The following is a 19,775-nucleotide window of genomic DNA, read 5'->3' as shown; positions in this document are numbered from 1 at the left end:
ACTTCTCGCATTCGGGGGCGACGTTAATCAGCTCGCTTATCGCGGGAATATCGCACTACTTCTGCATTACTTCAGAAGCCGCTTCGAGAGAATGCGGCCGATCTCCGCGGCCGGCTCCGGGGCCAGCAGTCCTTCGTGGGTCGCGGCGACCTCGCAGCGCTCGAAGCCGCCCGCCGTGAACGGCTCCCAGGCCCGCGGGTCCGCCCAGGACCGCACGTTCTCGGTCGCCGCCACCAGCAGGACGTCCTCCTTGAACACGCCGAGCTCCACGGGGTGCACCAGCGTCACGTTGTTGATGAGGACGTCCAGGACCGTGCCGCGCCGCTCATCGTCGAGCAGCCGGGACTCGCTGTTGCCACGCCCCATGTAGTCGACGACCCGCGCCCGTGTCTCGGCCGGGTCGGCGGGCACGTCGTCCGGGTCGCCGTGCATCCGCGCGTACGCCTGGAACATGTCCCTGAGCACCTGCTCCTTGCTCAGCTCCCCCTTGATGCCGACCTCGACGGGATAGGAGTCGAGCAGCACCAGCAGCTCCACCGATTCGCCCTGCTGCTGGAGTTCGACGGCGAGGGCATGGGCCAGCACGCCGCCCATGGAGTAGCCGAGCAGCCGGTAGGGCCCGGCCGGCTGGACGGACCGGATCTGCTCCGCGTAGCCGGTGAGCAGCTCCGCCAGAGACGCGGAGAGCGGTGCGGTGCCGTCCAGGCCCCGGTTCTGGAGGCCGTACAGCGGCTGGTCGGGGTCGAGGGTGGGCAGCAGCGTGGAGTAGCACCAGCTGAGTCCGCCCACCGGGTGCACGCAGAACAGCGGGCGCCGGCCGCCGGTGGTACGCAGCGGCAGCAGCTCGCCGAAGCCGTCGGTGCGGTCGCCTTCGCCGTAGAGCCGGCGCAGCAGCAGTGCGGGCGTGGGGGCCTCGAAGACCGCCCGCAGCGGCACCTCGACGCCCAGTGCGCGGCCGATGCGCCCGGCGAGCCGGGAGGCGAGCAGGGAGTGCCCGCCGCTCTCGAAGAAGTTGTCGTCGATGCCGACCTGGTCGGCGCCGAGGACCTCGGCGAAGAGCCGGCACAGTACCTCTTCGTGAGCCGAGCGGGGGAGCCGCCCGCCGCCGGTGGCTGCCTCGGGTGCGGGCAGCGCCCGGTGGTCCAGCTTGCCGTTGGGGGTCAGCGGCAGCCGGTCGAGCGGGACGACGGCCGAGGGCACCATGTGGGCCGGGAGTTCCTCGGCGAGTTCCGCCCGCAGCCGGCCGGCGTCCAGCTCCCCGTCGCCGTCGGCGGGCACCACATAGGCCACCAGCCTGCGGTCGCCGGGCCGGTCCTCGCGGACCGTCACCGCTGCCCTGGCCACCTCGGCCCGCCGGCCGAGCACGGCCTCGATCTCACCGGGCTCGATGCGGAAGCCGCGCAGTTTGACCTGGTCGTCGGCGCGCCCGAGGAAGTCCAGGCGGCCGTCCGCGCGCCACCGTCCCAGGTCGCCGGAGCGGTACATCCGGCTGCCCGGCGCGCCGAACGGGTCGGCGACGAAGCGCGCGGCGGTGGCGCCCGGCCGGTTGAGGTAGCCGCGGGCGATGCCGGGCCCGGCGAGGTACAGCTCGCCGGGGACGCCCGGCGGCACCGGCCGCAGCCGCTCGTCCAGCACGTACACGCGCGCGCCGTTGAGCGGGCGGCCGATGGACTGCGGGCCGCGCTCCTGCGGGTCGTTGACGCCGCAGGACACCTCGACCGTCATCTCGGTGGGGCCATAGCCGTTGACCATGCGGCGGCCGGTGGCCCAGCGGTCGATGAGCTGAGGGGTGCATGCCTCGCCGCCGGTGAGGAGGGTGGCCAGGTCGGGCAGGTCGGCGGCGGGGACGCTCTCCAGGACGGCCGGCGGGACGTGCGCGTGGGTGATCCGCCGCTCGGCCAGGAAGGCGGCGAGTTCGCCGCCGACCGGTGCCTCGTCGGCGATGACCAGGCAGCCGCCGGTGAGCAGCGCCATGCACAGCTCGGAGACCGAGACGTCGAAGCCGGGCGAGACGAACTGCAGTACCCGGCTCCCCTCCCCCGCGCCGTGCACGGTGCGGTGGTTGGCGGCGAGCCCGGCCAGGCCGCGGTGGGAGACGACGACGCCCTTGGGGGTGCCGGTGGAGCCCGAGGTGTAGATCACGTACGCGGGGTGCCCGGGCAGCAGGGCCGGGGCCGGCGGGGTGCTGTCGCGATCCTGTACTGCCACGGCGGTGGCGGGGTCGTCGAGCAGGAGGACGGTGGCGTCTCCCGCGGAGAGCCGGCCGGCGTACTCGGCCGTGGTCAGGATGTGGCCGGGCGCGGCGTCGGCGAGCATCAGGTCGAGCCGGCGCCGGGGGTACTCGGGGTCGAGCGGCAGATACGCGGCTCCCGCCTTGGTCACCGCGAGTACGGCGGTGACCAGCGCGGCCGACCGGGGCAGCGCGAGGGCCACGAGACTCTCGGGGCCCGTGCCCAGGGCCATGAGGTGGCGCGCCAACTGATTGGCGCGGGCGTCGAGTTCGGCGTAGGTCAGGGTCTCCTCCGCCGTCTCCACCGCCGGTGCGTGCGGGGTGCGGGCCACCTGCCGCCGGAACAGTTCGGGGAGCGTGGCGGGCGCCTCGAGCGCAGCGGGCCCCTGCCAGGCGCCGAGCATCGCCTGGCGCTCGGCGTCGGAGAGCACATCGAGCCTGCTCAGGGGCCGGGCGGGGGCCTCCGCCGCCGAGCCGAGCAGCCGCGCGAAGCGCTCGGCGAACGACCGCACGGTGGACCGGTCGAAGAGCGCCTCGGCGTATTCGACCACTCCGCGCAGCCCCGCGGGCCGCCCGTCGGCGTCCTGCGTCTCGGTGAGGGTGAAGCTCAGGTCGAACTTGGCGACGCCGACGCCGAATCCCTCGAACCCGACAGTCAGCTCCGGCAGTTCCAGCGTCGGCCGCGCGTTGTTCTGGAAGGTCAGCATGACCTGGAACAGCGGGTGCGAGGCGGCGGAGCGCACCGGATTCAGGGCCTCCACCAGCCGCTCGAACGGCACGTCCTGGTGCGCGTAGGCCGCCAGGTCCGCTTCCCTGACCCGGCGCAGCAGGTCCTGGAAAGCGGGGTCGCCCGAGGTGTCGGTGCGCAGCACGAGCGTGTTGACGAAGAAGCCGGCCAGGTCGTCCAGCGCCTGGTCGGTGCGGCCCGCGACGGCGGTGCCGAGCGGGATGTCCTGGCCGGCCCCGAGCCTGGTGAGCAGCGCGGCGAGCCCCGCCTGCAGGACCATGAACAGGGTGCAGTCGGCGGCCTTCGCCAGGCCGGCGAGGCGCTGGTGGGTGGCCGCGTCGAGGGTGAACCCGACGGTGCCGCCGCGGTGGTCGGGGACCGCGGGGCGCGGCCGGTCGGCGGGCAGGTCCAGCTGCTCGGGAGCCCCGGCCAGCGTCGTACGCCAGAAGTCGAGCTGCTTGGCGAGCAGGCTCTCCGGGTCCTCCGCCTCGCCCAGGAGTGTGCGCTGCCAGAGCGTGTAGTCGGCGTACTGGACCGGCAGCGGCGTCCACTCGGGTGCGTCGCCGGTCCGTCGCGCGGTGTATGCCTCGGCCAGGTCCCGGAGCAGCGGCGCGACCGAGCCGCCGTCCCCGGCGATGTGGTGCACCAGGAGCAGCAGGATGTGTTCGTGCGCGGAGATCCTCAGCAGCGTGGCGCGCAGCGGGATCTCCCGCGTCAGGTCGAAGGCGTACCGCGAGGCGTCGCGCAGCAGCTGCTGCGCGCTCGTCCCGTCGCTCGCCTCGGTCTCCGCCAGTTCGGGGCGGGCCCGTTCGGGGTCGAGGATGTGCTGGTAGGGCACCCCGTCGGCCTCGGGGAAGACGGTGCGCAGGCTTTCGTGGCGGGTGGTCAGGTCGCCCAGCGCGGCGGCCAGCGCGGCCCGGTCGAGCGGCCCGGTGAGCCGCAGCGGCATGGGGATGTTGTAGGTGGCGCTGGGGCCTTCGAGGCGGTGCATGAACCACAGCCGTTGCTGGGCGAAGGAGAGTGGGATGCGCGCGGGGCGCTCGGCGGGGGTCAGCGCGGGCCGGGCCTGGCCGCCCCGGTCGAGGCGCCGGGCCAGCGCGGCAACCGTGGGTGCTTCGAACAGCGCACGGATCGGCAATTCGACGCCGAAGGCGGCGCGTACCCGGCTGAGCAGCTTGATCGCGGACAGCGAGTGGCCGCCCAGCGCGAAGAAGTCGTCGTCCACGCCGACCCTGTCGTGTCCCAGTACGGCAGCGAAGAGACCGCAGAGGATCTCCTCGGGCGGGAGGAGCGCTCCCCCGGCGCGGGCGGCCGGGGTCTCTTCGTGCTGCGCCGCCCCCTGTTCGCGCACTGTCTCCGGAAGCACGGCCCGCTGCTCGTCGGTCAGCCGGGGCAGGTCGGCGAGCGCCCGTCCGGCGTCGTCCGCCACCGCCCGCAGCAGCGCTTCGATCCAGGTGACAAGGGCCTGTGCGGCCTGCCCGCTGTACAGGTCGGGGCGGTGTTCCAGCCGTATCTGGAGCCGGCTGCCGAGCATGCCCGCGATCAGGCGCAGCGGGTAGTGGGCCGCGTCCTTGCCGGACACCCGCGTGACGCGCAGCCCGCCGAAGCCGGTCTGCGGGGCGCCGCCGCCGGGGTAGTTCTCGACGGTCAGCGCCGTGTCGAAGAGGTCACCGGCGCCGACGAGCCGCTGCAGCTCACCGAGCCGGAGGTGCTGGTGGTCGAGGAGCCGGGCCTGCTCGGCCTGCAGCCGCGTGAGGTTGCCGGCGAGGGAGTCCCGCGGGTCCAGCCGCACCCGGACCGGGACGGTGTTGATGAACAGGCCCACCATGGACTCGATCCCGGGTATCTCCGGCGGGCGGCCGGACACCACCGAGCCGAAGACGACGTCGTCCCGCCCGGTCAGCTCGGCGAGGACCAGCGCCCACACGCCCTGCAGCAGGGTGTTGACGGTCAGCCCGTGGGCCCGCGCCCATCCGGTGAGGGCGGCGGTGAGCTCCTCGGAGAGGTCGGTGGTGTGGTACTCGGGCAGGACGGGCGCGCGTTCCGGGTCCGGCGCCGCCACCAGCGTGGGCCCGGCCAGCCCCGCCAGCGCCTGCCGCCATGCCTCGCGTCCGGCGTCCGCGTCCTGCCGGCCGAGCCACTCCAGGTAGGTGCGGTACGGCGTCACGGCGGGCAGTCCCGAAGGGTCGCCGTGGTCCGCGTACAGCGTGAGCAGTTCGCGCTGCAGGATCGGCGCCGACCAGCCGTCGACGACGATGTGGTGGTTGGTCAGGACGAGGCTGTGCCGCCGTTCCCCCAGCCGTACCAGGGTGAACCGCAGCAGGGGCGCGGCCGTCGGGTCGAACCGGCGCTCCCGCTCCTCCGCGAGGAGCCTCTCCAGTGCCTGCTGCCGCTCCGCGGGGTCCAGCGGCGTCAGGTCGGTCTCGGTCCACGGGAGCGGTACCTGCCCGACGATCACCTGGAGGGGCTGCCCGTTCTTGCGCTGCCGGAACGCGGCGCGCAGAGTGGCGTGCCGCTGGAGCAGGGCACGGGCGGCCGCGCGCAGCCGTTCGACGTCGAGCTGCCCTTCGAGCTCCATGACCAGCTGGGTGTGGTAGACGTCGGTGCCGTGCGCGTCGGAGAGCGCGTGGAAGAGCAGCCCCTCCTGCAGCGGCGACAGCGGCAGGACGTCTTCGAGCCTCGAAGCCTTCATACGATGTCCCTCAATTCTGCTTCCAGGTCGTCGATTTCGTCCTGGCTCAGTGCGGCAAGCGTCAGGTCGGACGGCGTGTGGCCACCGGCGTCCGGGGCCGCGGCGTGCTCGGCGAGCGCGCCCAGCAGCCGGAACCACGCGGCGGCCAGCGCGGCGATCTCGTCCTCGTCGAACAGGGCGGCCGGCCAGGTCCAGGTCACGGTGAGCTCGGGCCCGTCCGGGCGGTCCTGGGTCATCGCGTTGATCTCCAGCGGGTGCCCGACGGGCATCCCCGGATCGCGGGGCAGCGGCCCCCGTACGCCGGGGACGACCGCCCAGTCGGAAACCTCCGCGGCCCCCGTCGCGGGGAACCGGCCGAGGTAGTTGAAGCCGATCTGCGGCGTCGGACGGCCGGCGAGCGCGGACTCGCCGTCGGCCCGGAGGTGGCGCAGCATTCCGTACCCGATCCCGTTGTCGGGCACCGCGCGCAACTGTTCCTTGATCCGCTTCAGCGCCCGGCCCAACGCGGGTCCCGGCGTGCGCAGTTCGTCGTCGGTCAGTGGTCCGGGGTCGATGCTGACGGGGTACAGCGTGGTGAACCAGCCGACGGTACGGGAGAGATCGGCACCCGGCACGATCTCCTCGCGGCCGTGCCCCTCCAGGTCGACGAGCAGGGCGGCACCGCCGTCTCCTTCCCCAGCCCCCGCATCCCGGGCGCGCCGCCGCTCCAGCACGGCCAGCGCCAGCCCGGTCAGCAGTACGTCGTTCACCCCGGCGTGGAAGGCCGCCGGTGCGGTGGTCAGCAACGCCTGGGTGACGTCGGACGGCAGACGCCGGGTGAGCGACCGGCAGGTACCGGCCACGTCCCGGGCCGGGTCCCAGGCCCCGTTCGCGGACAGCGGGTCGGCCGTGCCTGACATCCCCTCCCACAAGGGACGTTCGGCCGTACGGTCCGGCCCTTCGGCGTGCTCGGTGAGCAAGCGGCTCCAGCGGCGGAAGGAGGTCGGCACCGGTGCCGGCTCCGGCCGACCACCTGCCTCCGTACCGTGCCAGGCCGCGGCGAGGTCCGGCAGCAGGATCCGCCAGGAGACACCGTCCACGACGAGGTGGTGCGCGACGATCAGCAGCCGCCCGGGGCGCTCCGGCCCGCGGTCGAACCAGACGCACTGCACCATGACGCCCTCGGTGGGGGCCAGCCTGCGCCGGGCCGCCTCGCCCTCGCGCTCGGCCAATACCTCCTCTTCCCGCACGTCGAGGCCCGCCGCGTCCACCCTGCGCAGGACGTCCGCGGCAGAGACAGCACCGCGCGCGGGCACCGTCAGCTCCCAGCCGTCGGGAGTCGGCACGGCACGCATCCGGAGCACGTCGTGGTGGTCCAGTACGGCCTGGACGGCGGCCGCCAGCCGGGCCGGATCGGCGCCGCGCGGCACCTGCACGACCATCGACTGGTTGAACCCCTCCCAGGGGCCGTCGAGTTCCCGCAGCCAGTGCATGATCGGCGTCGCCGGGACGCTCCCGGTGCCGTCCTGCCGCTCCGTCCCGGCCGTCGGGGCAGCCGGTACGGCGACCGTGGCCAGCGCGGCGACGGACTGGTGCGTGAACACCTCGCGGGCGGTGAGGAGCAGGCCCGCCGAGCGCGCCCGGCTCACCAGCTGGATGGCCAGGATGCTGTCGCCGCCGAGCTCGAAGAAGGGCTCGTCCACCCCGACCTGCTCCAGGCCGAGCACCTCGGCGAACAGGTCGCACAGAATCTTCTCCTGCGGCGTGCGCGGTGCCCGTCCGGCCGGGCGGCCGGTGGCGTCCGGCGCGGGCAGGGCACGCTGGTCGAGCTTGCCGTTCGGCGTCACCGGGAGCACGGTCAGAGGGACAACGGCCGAGGGCACCATGTACGCGGGCAGGCGTTCGGCCGCGTGTGCCCGCAGCGCTGCGGTGTCCGCGTCACCGACCACGTAGGCCACGACGCGCCGATCACCGGGGCGGTCTTCGCGTACCACCACGGCCACCTGCCGGACCCCGGGCCCGGACGCCAACACGGCCTCGATCTCGCCCAGTTCGATGCGGAAGCCCCGCACCTTCACCTGGTCATCGGCCCGGCCCACGAACTCCAGCTCACCGTGACGGGTCCAGCGGGCCAGGTCACCCGTGCGGTACATCCGTGTCCCCGCAGGCCCGAACGGGTCCGCCACGAACCGGCCCGCGGTCAGTCCCGGGCGCCGCAGATAGCCACGCGCCAGGCCGGACCCCGCTACGTACAACTCCCCTGCCACGCCCACCGGCACCGGAGACAGCCGCTCGTCCAGTACATACACCTGCGCGTTGACGATGGGCCGCCCGATCGGCGGCACCATCTCCCCCGCCAACGGCTCGCTCATCGTCGCGCACACCGTCGTCTCCGTGGGCCCGTAGGCATTCACCATCCGGCGCCCCGCCGACCACCGCCCCACCTGCCCGGGCGGACACGCCTCGCCGGCCACCACCAGCGTCATCCCGTCCGGCAGCCCGCCGTCCGGCAAGACGCCCAACGCCGCAGGCGGCAACGTCACATGAGTAACCCCGTGCCGTGCCAACACCCCCACCAGGCCCTCGCCCGGCAGCAACTCCTCCGACGACGCCAACACCAACCGCGCCCCCGACAACAACGCCATGCACAGCTCGGAGATCACCGCGTCGAAGCTCAGCGAGACGAACTGCAGCACCCGGCTGTCGGGGCGCACGTCGAACCGCTCGATCTGACCGGCGGCGAGGCTCGCGATGCCCGCGTGCGTGACGACCACACCCTTGGGCCGGCCGGTGGAACCGGACGTATAGATCACATACGCCGGCGAGCCGAGCCGCAGGGGTTTCATCCGCTCCGCGTCTGTCAGATCGTGCGCATCGGCGGAGTCGATCCGAGCTGCCGTCTCCGGATCATCCAGCAGCAATACGTCGGCCGTGGCAGGAGGCAGCGCACCGGCCGTCGCCACATCCGTCAGCACACAGACGGGACGGGCGTCCGCCAGCATGTACGCGATCCGCTCGGCCGGATACTCCGGATCCACCGGCAGATAGGCGCCGCCCGCCTTGACCACCGCCAGCAGCGTCACCAGCCACTCCACCGACCGCGGCAGCGCCACCGCCACCAGTCGCTCCGGCCCGACGCCCGCCGCCACCAGATGCCGCGCCAGCCGGTTCGCCCACGCGTTCACCTCCGCGTACGACAGCACCGTCGCACCGCACTCCACGGCCACCGCCTCGGGCGTACGGCTCACCTGCGCCTCGAACAGCTCCGGCAAGGTGCCCGCCGTGACGGATCGCCCCGTGTCGTTCCACTCGTCCAGCAGCCGGCTCCGCTCGCCCTCGGACAGCACCGCCAGCCGTCCCACCGGGCACTCGGGGTCGGCCGCCGCCGACTCCAGCAACCGCACCAGACGCGCGACCAGCGCCTCGACCGTCTCGCGGTCGAAGAGGTCGGTGGCGTACACGACGCCACCGGCGATGCCGTCCGGGGCGCCCGTCTCGTCGTGGTGTTCGCGCAGGCTGAAGGCCAGATCGAACTTGGCGGCCGCGGTGTCCGGCACCACCTGCTCGGCCCGCAGGCCCGGGAGGTCGACCGTGCCCGCCTCGTGACCCTGTACGGTCAGCATGACCTGGAACAGCGGGTGGTGGGCGAGTGAACGAGCAGGTCGGGCCAGCTCGACGAGGCGCTCGAAGGGCACGTCCTGGTGGGCGAAGGCCCCGAGGTCCGTCTCCCGCACCCGCTCCAGCAGTCCGCGGAAGCTCGGATCGCCCGAGGTGTCCGTACGCAACACCAACGTGTTCACGAAATACCCGACGAGGTCGTCCAGCGCCTCGTCGGAGCGCCCCGCCACCGCCGTGCCGATCGGGATGTCCGTTCCAGCGCCCATGCGGGACAGCAGCGCCGCGAGCCCGGCTTGCAGCACCATGAAGGCCGTGGTCCCGGTCTGCCGCGCCAGCGCGGTGAGCCGGCGGTGGAGGTCGGCGGAGATCCGTACGTCGACGTCGTCACCGCGGTGGGTGGCGACGGGGGGACGCGGGCGGTCCAGGGGCAGTTCGGTCAGCTCCGGCAGCCCTGCCAACTGCTCCCGCCAGTAAGCCGACTGCCGCGACAGCAAGCTCTCCGGGTCGTCCTCGGAACCCAACACCTCCTGCTGCCACAGTGCGAAGTCCGCGTACTGCACCGGCAACGGCTCCCATGCCGGAGCCACGCCCTGAAGGCGTGCCGCGTACGCCCGCGACAGGTCACGCAACAGCGGGCCCGTCGACCCGCCGTCGGCCACGATGTGATGCATCAGCATCAGCAGAACGTGCTGCTCAGGGCCGGTGCGGAACAGTGTTGTCCGTACTGGCACCTCGGCGTCGAGAGCGAAGCCGTACTGTGACGCCGCCGCGAGCGACGCCTCCAGCTCCCCCTCCGACACCTCCACCACCAGCAGTTTCGGAGCATCGTCCGTGATCCGCTGCCGCGGCACCCCCTCCACCTCCGGGAACACCGTCCGAAGGCTCTCGTGCCGCGCCACCACATCACCCAACGCCGCCTCCAGCGCGGCAACATCCAACGCACCGCTCAACCGCAGCGCCAACGGCACGTTGTACGTGGCGCCGGGGCCCTCCACCTGGTCGAGCACCCACAGCGGCCGCTGGGTGAAGGACAGCGGCACCACGTCGGGCCGTTCTCTCGGGGTAGGAGCGGTGCGCGCGCGGTCGGCGCCCTCGACGCGCCCGGCCAGGGCCGCGGGAGACGGGGCCTCGAAGAGCGCGCGGAGCGGCAGCTCCACCCCGAAGGCGGAGCGGATTCGGCTGATCAGCCGGGTGGCCAGCAGCGAATGTCCGCCGAGCGCGAAGAAGCTCTGCTCCGCACCGACCGCGCGCACTCCGAGCACCTCGGCGAACAGGCCGCACAGGATCTCCTCCTGCGGCGTGCGCGGCGCGCGCCCGGCCGGGCGCGCGGTGGCGTCCGGTGCGGGCAGGGCACGCTGGTCGAGCTTGCCGTTCGGGGTCAGCGGCAGCTCGTCCAGGACCACGAACGCGGACGGCACCATGTACTCCGGCAGCCGTTCCGCCGCCCGGGCCCGCAGCGCTGCGGTGTCCGCGTCACCGACGACATACGCCACGACGCGCCGGTCGCCGGGACGGTCCTCCCGCACCACGACCGCGGCCTGCTGGATGCCGGGGTGAGCCCCGAGTACCGCCTCGATCTCGCCCAGTTCGATGCGGAAGCCCCGCACCTTCACCTGATGGTCCGCGCGGCCCACGAACTCCAGCTCACCCGACCGGTTCCACCGCACCACATCACCCGTGCGGTACATCCGCGTCCCCGCCGGCCCGAACGGGTCCGCCACGAAACGGCCTGCCGTCAGCCCTGGGCGCCGCAGATAGCCCCGCGCCAGGCCAGCGCCCGCCACGTACAACTCCCCGGCCACACCCACCGGCACCGGCGACAGCCGCTCGTCCAGCACATACACCCGCGCATTGACGATCGGCCGCCCGATCGGCGGCACCACTTCACCCACCAACGGCTCGCTCATCGTCGCGCACACCGTCGTCTCCGTCGGCCCGTACGCATTGACCATCCGGCGCCCCGCCGACCACCGCCCCACCTGCCCGGGCGGACACGCCTCACCGGCCACCACCAGCGTCATCCCGTCCGGCAGCCCGCCGTCCGGCAGCACTCCCAACGCCGCAGGCGGCAACGTCACATGAGTAACCCTGTGCCGTGCCAACACCCCCACCAGGCCCTCACCCGGCAGCAACTCCTCCGAAGACGCCAACACCAACCGCGCCCCCGACAACAACGCCATGCACAACTCCCAAGAGGCGGCGTCGAAACTCGGAGAGGCGAACTGCAGGACCCGGCTGTCGGAGGTGACGTCGAAGGACTCGATCTGGGTGAGGGACAGGCTCGCGATGCCCGCGTGCGTGACGATCACGCCCTTGGGCCGGCCGGTGGAACCGGACGTATAGATCACATACGCCGGCGAGCCAGGCCGCAGCGGTGCACCCCGCTCCGCGTCGGTGAGGTCATGGGCATCGGCAGCAGCGCCCGGAACGTCCATCGGATCGTCCAGCAGCAACAGCTCTGCCGTGGCAGGCAGCGCACCGGCCGTCGCCACATCCGTCAGCACACAGACCGGACGGGCGTCCTCCACCATGTACGCGATCCGCTCGGCCGGATACTCCGGATCCACCGGCAGATAAGCGCCGCCCGCCTTGACCACCGCCAGCAGCGCGACGACCAGGTCGACCGAGCGGGGCAGCGCCACCGCGGCATACCGCTCCGGACCCACACCCCGCTCGACGAGCCGGCGGGCGAGCCGGTTGGCGCGCTCGTTCAACTCCCGGTAGGTGAGGGTGGTTTCGCCGTGCTCGACGGCGACCGCGTCGGGGGTGCGTCGCACCTGCGCCTCGAACAGCTCCGGCAAGGTGCCCGCCGCGACGGATCGCCCCGTGTCGTTCCACTCGTCCAACAGCCGGGTGCGCTCGGCCGGGTCGAGGACATCGAGGTCGCCGGTGGCGCGGCCGGGGTCGGCCGCCGCGCACTCCAGCAGGCGCACCAGACGGGCGGCCAGGTCCTTGACCGTCGCCTCCTCGAAGAGGTCGGTGGCGTAAATGAGGCCGCCGGTGATGCCATCGGGGGTGCCGTCGGCCGTGTGGTGCTCGTGCAGGCTGAAGGTGAGGTCGAACTTGGCCGTTCCGGCGCTGAGGTCCTCGACCTCGGTCACCAGTCCTGGCAGTTCGGGGCCGGCGCCCGCGTTGTTCTGCAGGACCAGCATGACCTGGAACAGCGGGCTGTAGGCCAGCGAGCGGCTCGGGTTGACGACCTCCACCAGCCGTTCGAAGGGCACGTCCTGGTGGGCGAAGGCCGCAAGGTCCGTCTCCCGCACCCGTTCCAGCAGCTCACGGAAGCTCGGATCGCCCGAGGTGTCCGTACGCAGCACCAGCGTGTTCACGAAGAACCCGACGAGGTCCTCCAGGTCCTCGTCCTGGCGCCCGGCCACCGCCGTGCCGATCGGGATGTCCGTTCCCGCGCCCATACGGGAGAGCAGCGCCGCGAGCCCGGCCTGCAGCACCATGTACATGGTGGTGTTCGTCCGGCGGGCGAGTTCGGCGAGGGCGCGGTGTGTCCCGGCGCCGAGCCGTACGTCGACCGAGCGTCCCCGGTGCGTGGCGACGGCGGGACGCGGGCGGTCCAGGGGCAGTTCGGTCAGCTCCGGAAGTCCTGCCAACTGCTCCCGCCAGTACGCCGACTGCCGCGACAGCAGGCTCTCGGGATCGTCCTCGGAACCCAACACCTCCTGCTGCCACAACGCGAAGTCCGCGTACTGCACCGGCAGTGGCTCCCATGCCGGAGCCGCGCCCTTGAGGCGTGCCGCGTACGCTCGCGACAGATCGCGCAGCAACGGGCCGAGGGACCACCCGTCGGCGACGATGTGGTGCATCAGTATCAGCAGAACGTGCTGCTCAGGCCCGGTGCGGAACAGTGTCACCCGCACCGGTACCTCGGCGTCGAGAGCGAAGCCGTACCGCGCCGCCTCCGCAAGCGACGCCTCCAACTCCCCCTCCGGTACCTCCGCCACCACCAGCTTCGGAGCGTCGTCCGTGATCCGCTGCCGCGGCACCCCCTCCACCTCCGGAAACACCGTCCGAAGACTCTCGTGCCGCACCACCACATCACCCAACGCCGCCTCCAGCACGGCCACATCCAACGCACCGCTCAACCGCAGCACCAACGGCACGTTGTAAGTGGCGCCGGGGCCGTTCAGGCGGTACAGGAACCACAGCCGCTGCTGGGTGTAAGAAAGCGGAATCACGATGTCTCCTCAGTCCTCTTCCTCGGCCGCAGCTTTGGCCGTGCCGGCGCGGCGTCCGCGAGCCGGTCCACCAGGGTTTCCACGGTTGGGTTTTCGAACAGCGTGCGGAGGGCGACCTCGGCGCCGAAGGCGGCGCGGATCCGGCTGATCAGCCGGGTGGCCAGCAGCGAGTGCCCGCCGAGTGCGAAGAAGCTCTGATCGGCACCGACCGTGCCCACTCCCAGCACCTCGGCGAACAGGCCGCAGAGAATTTCCTCCTGCGGGGTGCGCGGGGCCCGCCCGGCGCTCTCCCCCGTCCACGCCGGCGCCGGCAGCGCCTTGTGGTCGAGCTTGCCGTTGGGGGTCAGCGGCAGTTCCTCCTCCAGCACCACGAACGCCGAGGGAACCATGTACTCCGGCAGCCGTTCCGCCGCCCGGGCCCGCAACGCGACGACATCCGCGGCACCGACGATGTACGCCACCACCCGCCGGTCGCCCGGCCGGTCCTCGCGCACCACCACCGCGACCTGCCGGACCTCCGGTCCTGCCGCCAACACCGCCTCGATCTCGCCCAGTTCGATGCGGAAACCGCGCACCTTCACCTGGTCGTCGGCCCGGCCCACGAACTCCAGCGCACCGGAGCGGTTCCACCGCACCACATCACCCGTGCGGTACATCCGCGTCCCAGGAGGCCCGAACGGGTCCGCGACGAACCGGCCCGCGGTCAGGTCCGGACGCCGCAGGTAGCCCCGCGCCAGACCGGCGCCCGCGAGATACAACTCCCCGGCCACGCCCACCGGCACCGGCGACAACCGGTCGTCCAGCACGTAGGCGGTGGTGTTGGCCATCGGGCCGCCGATGGGCGGCACACCGGGATAGTCGTAGGGGGTGCGGACCGGGTGGCAGGTGGCGAAGGTCGTGGTCTCGGTGGGCCCGTACACGTGGATGACGGTGGTACCGGGGCACCGCTCGGCCACCCTGCGCAGGGCCGCGGGTGAGCCCATCTCGCCGCCGGTCCACACCTCGCGGAGGGTGGCCAGCGGGTCGCCGTCCTCCTCGGCGAGCAGGTTGAACAGGGCGGTGGTGAAGAACGCCGCGGTGAGGCCGGCGCCGGCGAGCAGCCCGCGCAGCGCGTGTACATCCAGCTCTCCGGGCGGTGCGAGGACGACCTCGCCACCCGACAGCAGCGGCACCCACAGCTCGTACGTCGAGGCGTCGAAGGCCAGCGGGGAGTGCAGCAGCACCCGGCGGTGCGCGCCGCCCGCGAAGACCGGGTCGGCCGCGAGGGCCGCGACGCCGCCGTGGGTCGCCGCCACGCCCTTGGGGACTCCGGTGGAGCCGGAGGTGAACATGGCGTAGGCCAGCTGCCCGGGAGGGACGGCCAGGCCCGGGTCGTGGTCCGGGCCGTCGCCCTCGGCGACATTCAGTACGGTCGTCCCCTCCGGGAACAGTCGTGCCTGGTCATGGGCGGTGCCGTCGATGACGGCGTGGGCGACCCCGCTCTGTTCGAGGATCGTCCGGATGCGCGAGGCCGGGTAGCGGGGGTCGAGCGGGACGTACATCCCGCCTGCCTTGAGCACGCCGAGGAGGGCGGCCACGGCGTCGAACGACCGCTCCATGAGCAGCGCCACCGGGGTCTCGGGGCATACGCCCTCGGCGAGGAGCCGGTGGGCGAGCCGGTTGGCCCGCCGGTCGAGCTCCGCGTAGCTGAGTGTCCGGTCGCCGCTGCGCAGCGCGGGCGCGTCCGGGGTGCGGGCGACCCGGTCCCGGAAGAGGTCGGTGAGGGAGCCGCGCGGGAGAGGTGCCCCGGTGTCGTTCCACTCCTTCAGGAGGGTGCGGCGCTCGTCCTCGGGCAGTACGGGCAGGTCGCCGAGGGGCCGGTCGGGGGCGGCGACGGCCGCCTCGATCATCCGGACCAGCCGGTCGGCGAGGCTCTGGGCCGTCTCGCGGTCGAAGAGGTCGACGGCGTAGCCGAGGCTGCCGGCGATGCCGTCCTCGCCCTCCGTCACGCTGACGGTGAGGTCGAACTTGGCCGCTCCGGCGCTGAGGTCCTCGGCCTCGGTGACCAGCCCCGGCAGGGCGGGCCCGGCCGCGCCGTCCTGGAGGACCAGCATCACCTGGAAGAGGGGGTGGTGCGAGAGCGTCCGTGCCGGGTTGAGCACCTCGACGAGGCGCTCGAAGGGCACGTCCTGGTGGGCGTACGCCTCCAGGTCCGTGGCGCGGATCCGCTCCAGCAGCTCGCGGAAGCCCGGGTTTCCGGAGGTGTCGGTGCGCAGCACCAGCGTGTTGACGAAGAATCCGACGAGGTCGTCCAGCGCCTCGTCCTGGCGTCCGGCCACCGCCGTGCCGATGGGGATGTCGGTGCCGGCGCCCATGCGGGAGAGCAGCGCCGCCAGCCCGGCCTGCAGCACCATGAAGACGGTGGTGCCGGTCTCGCGGGTCAGTGCGGTGATCGCGCGGTGGGTGTCCCGGCCGAGGTGGAAGAAGATGCGCTCGCCCTTGTGGGAGGCGACGGCCGGGCGGGGGCGGTCGAGCGGCAGTTCGGTGACCTCCGCCAGTCCGGCGAGGCGTCCGGTCCAGTACGCGGTCTGCCGGGCGAGCAGCCCGTCGGGTTCTTCGGGGGTGCCGAGCGACTGCCGTTGCCAGAGCGTGTAGTCGGCGTACTGCACCGGCAACGGCTCCCACTCCGGAGCCGCGCCCGCCACCCGTGCCGCGTACGCCCGCGACAGGTCCCGCAACAACGGGCCCGTCGACTGGCCGTCGGCGACGATGTGGTGCATCAATACCAGCAGAACGTGCTGCTCAGGGCCGGTGCGGAACAGTGTTGTCCGTACTGGCACCTCGGCGTCGAGGGCGAAGCCGTATCGCGCCGCCTCCGCAAGCGACGCCTCCAGCTCCCCCTCCGGTACCTCCGCCACCACCAGCTTCGGAGCATCGTCCGTGATCCGCTGCCGCGGCACCCCCTCCACCTCCGGGAACACCGTCCGAAGACTCTCGTGCCGCGCCACCACATCACCCAACGCCGCCTCCAGCACGGCCACATCCAACGCACCGCTCAACCGCAGAGCGAGCGGGATGTTGTAGGTGGCGCCGGGGCCCTCCAGGCGGTTCAGGAACCACAGGCGCTGCTGGGCGTGCGAGAGCGGGAGGAGAGCGGGGCGCGGCAGCGGTTCCAGTCGAGGCCGGGGCCCCTGCCCGCCGTCCGCCGCGCGGTCCCGGTCCGCGCTGTCGAGGTGCGCGGCCATGCCCGCCACCGTCGGCGCCTCGAAGAGCGCGCGGAGGGAGAGCTCCACGTCGAAGGCGGCGCGGATCCGGCTGATCAGCCGGGTGGCCAGCAGTGAATGCCCGCCCAGGTCGAAGAAGTTGGCGTCCGTGCCGATCCGGTCGAGGCCGAGCACATCGGCGAAGAGCCCGCAGAGGATCTCCTCGCGCGCGGTCCTGGGCGCCGGACCCGCCATGGCCGGCTCGGCCCCCGGCGCCGGCAGTGCCGCGCGGTCCAGCTTCCGGTTGGCGGTCAGCGGGAATTCCGGCAGCAGCACCACGGCCGCCGGAACCATGTAGTCGGGCAGCCGCTCGGCGGCGTAGGAGCGGACGGCGTCGGGGGCGAGGCCGGGGGACGCGGGGACGGCGTAGGCGACGATGCGCTTGTCGCCCGGCTGGTCCTCCCGCACCACGACCGCGGCCTGCTGGATGCCGGGATGGCCCCCGAGTACCGACTCGATCTCGCCCAGTTCGATGCGGAAGCCCCGCACCTTCACCTGGTGATCCACCCTGCTGATGAATTCCAGCAGGCCCGAGCGGTTCCAGCGGGCCAGGTCGCCCGAGCGGTACATCCGTGCCCCGGGCGGCCCGAACGGGTCCGCGACGAAGCGCGCCGCGGTCAGCTCCGGGCGGCCGTGGTAGCCGCGGGTGACCAGGTCGCCCGCGATGTAGAGCTCGCCGGGGACCCCGGCGGGCACCGGCTGCAGCCGGGCGTCGAGGACGTACATCCGGGTGTTCCAGACGGGCCGGCCGATGGTGATCACACCGGCCGGTACGGTGTCGCCCGGGGCGATCCGGTACTCGGTGCAGCCGACCGTGGTCTCCGTCGGGCCGTATTCGTTGATCACGGTGGCGCCGGGGTGCCGGGCCCGCCACTCGTCGAGCACCTCGCCCATCAACGACTCGCCGCCGAGGACCAGTTGGCCGGACGGCGAGAAGTTCTCGTGGAGTTCGATGAGCAGCGGCAGGTGGCTGGGGGTGGCCTTGACGAAGGCGGGCCGGGCGTCGTTGGGGATCGCGTCGGCCGAGGTGGTGCCGTCCAGCTCCACCAGCCGGACGGTGCCGCCCGAGATCAGCGGGGCGAAGAGTCCGGTCACCGTCAGGTCGAAGGAGACCGGGGAGTGCACCAGGGCGCGGCCGGTCACGCTGTCGTACGCCTGGCAGGCCCAGGCGAGGTAACGGACCAGCGAGCGGTGTTCGACCATGACGCCCTTGGGCCGGCCGGTGGAGCCCGAGGTGAAGATCGCGAACGCGGCGTGTGCGGGGGTCAGCGGCGCCGTCCGGTCGGCGTCGGTGAGGTTCCCGGCATCGAGGTCCGTCAGGCTCTTCGCCGTCTCCGGGTCGTCCAGCACCAACCGGGGTGCCGAGGCGGGCAGTTCACCGGCGAGTGCGGCGGTGGTGACGACGGCGACCGGTGCGATGTCGCCGAGCATGAAGGCGATGCGTTCGGCGGGATAGGACAGGTCGAGGGGCAGATACGCGCCGCCCGCCTTGCCGACCGCGAGCAGCGTGGCGACCAGGTCGACCGAGCGGGGCAGGGCGACCGCGGCGTACCACTCGGGGCCGACTCCGTGGCCGAGGAGGGACCGGGCGATGCGGTTGGCGCGCTCGTTGAGCTCCTGGTACGTCAGGGTGGTGCCGTCGTGCTCCACGGCGATGGCGTCCGGCGTGCGCTGCGCCTGGGCTTCGAACAGCGCGGGCAGTGTGGTCTCGGGCACCGGGTGCGCGGTGTCGTTCCACTCGTGCAGCAGCCGGGTGCGCTCGGCGGGGTCGAGGATGTCCAGGGCGCCGATGGGCCGGTCGGGGTCCGCGGTGGCGGACTCCAGCAGCCGTACGAGGCGGTCGGCCAGCGCCCGGGCGCTGTCGGGGTGGAAGAGATCGGTCGCGTACTCCAGGGCGCCGTCGAGGCCGGCGGGCGTGCCGTCGGGGCCGGTCCGCTCCTGGAAGACGAACGACAGGTCGACCTTGGCGGATTCCTTGTCGACGGTGCTGACCTCGGCCGTCAGGCCCGGCAGCCGGAAGTCGGTGCGGTCGCTGCCCTGGAAGGTCAGCATGGTCTGGAACAACGGGTGGTAGGCGAGCGAGCGCCCGGGGTTGAGGTGCTCCACCAGGCGGTCGAGGGGGACGTCCTGGTGGGCGAAGTCGCCGAGGTCGTCGCGGCGCACCCGGCCGAGCAGCTCCCGGAAGGTGGGGTCGCCCGAGGTGTCCGTGCGCAGGCACAGGGTGTTGGCGAAGCAGCCGATGAGGTCGTCCAGCGCCTCGTCCCCGCGGCCGGTCACCGCGGTGCCGATGGGGATGTCGGTGCCCGCGCCGAGACGCGTGAACAGGGCGGCCATGCCCGCCTGGACGGCCATGAAGACGGTGGTGCCCATGCGCCGCGCCAGTGCGGTGACCCGCTGGTGCAGCGCGTCGTCGACGGTGAAGCGGACCAGCCCGCCGCGGCCGGCGGCGACGGGGGGCCGGGGCCGGTCCGTCGGCAGTTCGAGCACCTCGGGGAGGCCGGCCAGCCGCCGCTCCCAGTAGCCGAGCCCCTCGTCCGGTGTCTCCTGGTTGTCCGTCTCCTGGCCCCCGTCGGTACTCGCCGGGGCCGCGTCCGGGGTGGCCAGCTGCCACAGGGTGTAGTCGGCGTACTGGACGGGCAGCGGCCGCCAGTCGGGCGCGGCGCCGCCGAGCCGCGCGGCGTAGGCCGCCGACAGGTCACGGCTGAGCGGGCCGAGCGAGCCGCCGTCGGTCGCGATGTGGTGCAGCAGCAGGAGCAGTACGTGGCGGTCCGCGCCGAGCCTGAAGAGCACGGCCCGCAGCGGGACTTCGGTGGCCAGGTCGAACCGGTACTGGGCGACCCTGGTCACCTCGGTGTCGAGCCCGTCCTCCGTGACGGACACGACCGGGACCTCGGGCCGCGCCTCATGGGCGGGCAGCACCTGCTGGTACGGCTCGCCACCGGCCTGGCGGTAGACGGTGCGCAGCACTTCGTGCCGCTCGGTCAGGTCGGCGAGGGCGGCGCTCAGCGCCTCCTCGTCGAGGGGGCCGGAGAGGCGGAGGGTGAGCGCGACGTTGTACGAGGTACCGGTCTCCTCCAGCTCGTGGAGGAACCACAGC

General features: G+C 72.9%; 1 protein-coding gene and 1 pseudogene. Both read right to left on the bottom strand.

Translation table 11 applies throughout. The annotated features are described in order from the left end of the window. Positions 1-66: 66 nt before the first annotated feature. Complete coding sequence (locus ACIGXO_RS21705; protein ID WP_399789145.1) at positions 67-5,649, bottom strand: amino acid adenylation domain-containing protein; 5,583 nt, start codon at positions 5,647-5,649, stop codon at positions 67-69. Further along, a pseudogene (locus ACIGXO_RS21700) lies at positions 5,649-19,772 on the bottom strand (amino acid adenylation domain-containing protein); the annotation flags it as partial. The pseudogene ACIGXO_RS21700 and the gene ACIGXO_RS21705, both read right to left, overlap by 1 nt. Positions 19,773-19,775 lie beyond the last annotated feature (3 nt).

The organism is Streptomyces sp. NPDC053542, from assembly GCF_044544685.1.
GTDB lineage: Bacteria > Actinomycetota > Actinomycetes > Streptomycetales > Streptomycetaceae > Streptomyces.
This window is presented reverse-complemented; position numbering and strand designations above follow the sequence as displayed.

Excerpts from the sequence above, each read along its gene's own strand:
- ACIGXO_RS21705 (WP_399789145.1), bottom strand. The coding sequence starts at position 5,649 with ATGAAGGCTTCGAGGCTCGAAGACGTCCTGCCGCTGTCGCCGCTGCAG.